Origin of the sequence: Staphylococcus sp. GDY8P57P (assembly GCF_017892585.1) — a bacterium.
GTDB classification, from domain to species: Bacteria; Bacillota; Bacilli; order Staphylococcales; family Staphylococcaceae; genus Staphylococcus; species Staphylococcus borealis.
Window position 1 is genome coordinate 1 of sequence record NZ_JAESLK010000175.1, and the last position, 527, is coordinate 527.

Below are 527 nucleotides of genomic sequence, written 5' to 3' on the forward strand. Positions count from 1 at the left end.
CCAAATATAACGATTGCTGAAAAAATGAACGGCCAAACAAATAACATGATTACAGCCAAAATAATACTAAAAAAAGCTGTTAAAATCGGTACTAATCGCTTACCACTAAAGAAGGATAAAGCTGTTGGTAATTCTGTTTTACTGAATTTATTGTAGGTATATGCTGCAATTAAACCTATAATTAAGCCGATAAAAACATTTGAATTATTCATTTGTTCAAATGCTGCATCCACACCCGTCTCTTTAACCCCCAGTAACGGCGCCAATTTTTCTGGACTCAATACTACTGTCGTTAAAAAGAAACCTACAGCTGCCGCAAGTGCTACAGCCCCATCATTTTTCTTAGCCATACCTAATGCTACCCCAATAGCAAAGAGGATACCAAGTTGCTCAAGTATCGTAGAACCTGCAGAAGAAAAGAATGCAGCTACTGTCGGTAATATCCCCAATGCCAATAATGCGTTACCGATACCTATTATGATTGCAGCTGCTGGTAAAACTGCAACCGGTAGCATAAGAGATCTACC

Annotated in this window: 1 protein-coding gene; it reads right to left on the minus strand. The window is 38.3% G+C overall.

Features of this window, described 5'->3' with window-relative positions; genetic code table 11:
- A partial coding sequence (locus KA878_RS14205; RefSeq protein ID WP_210142284.1) for a PTS transporter subunit EIIC occupies positions 1-527 on the minus strand: 527 nt, incomplete at both ends.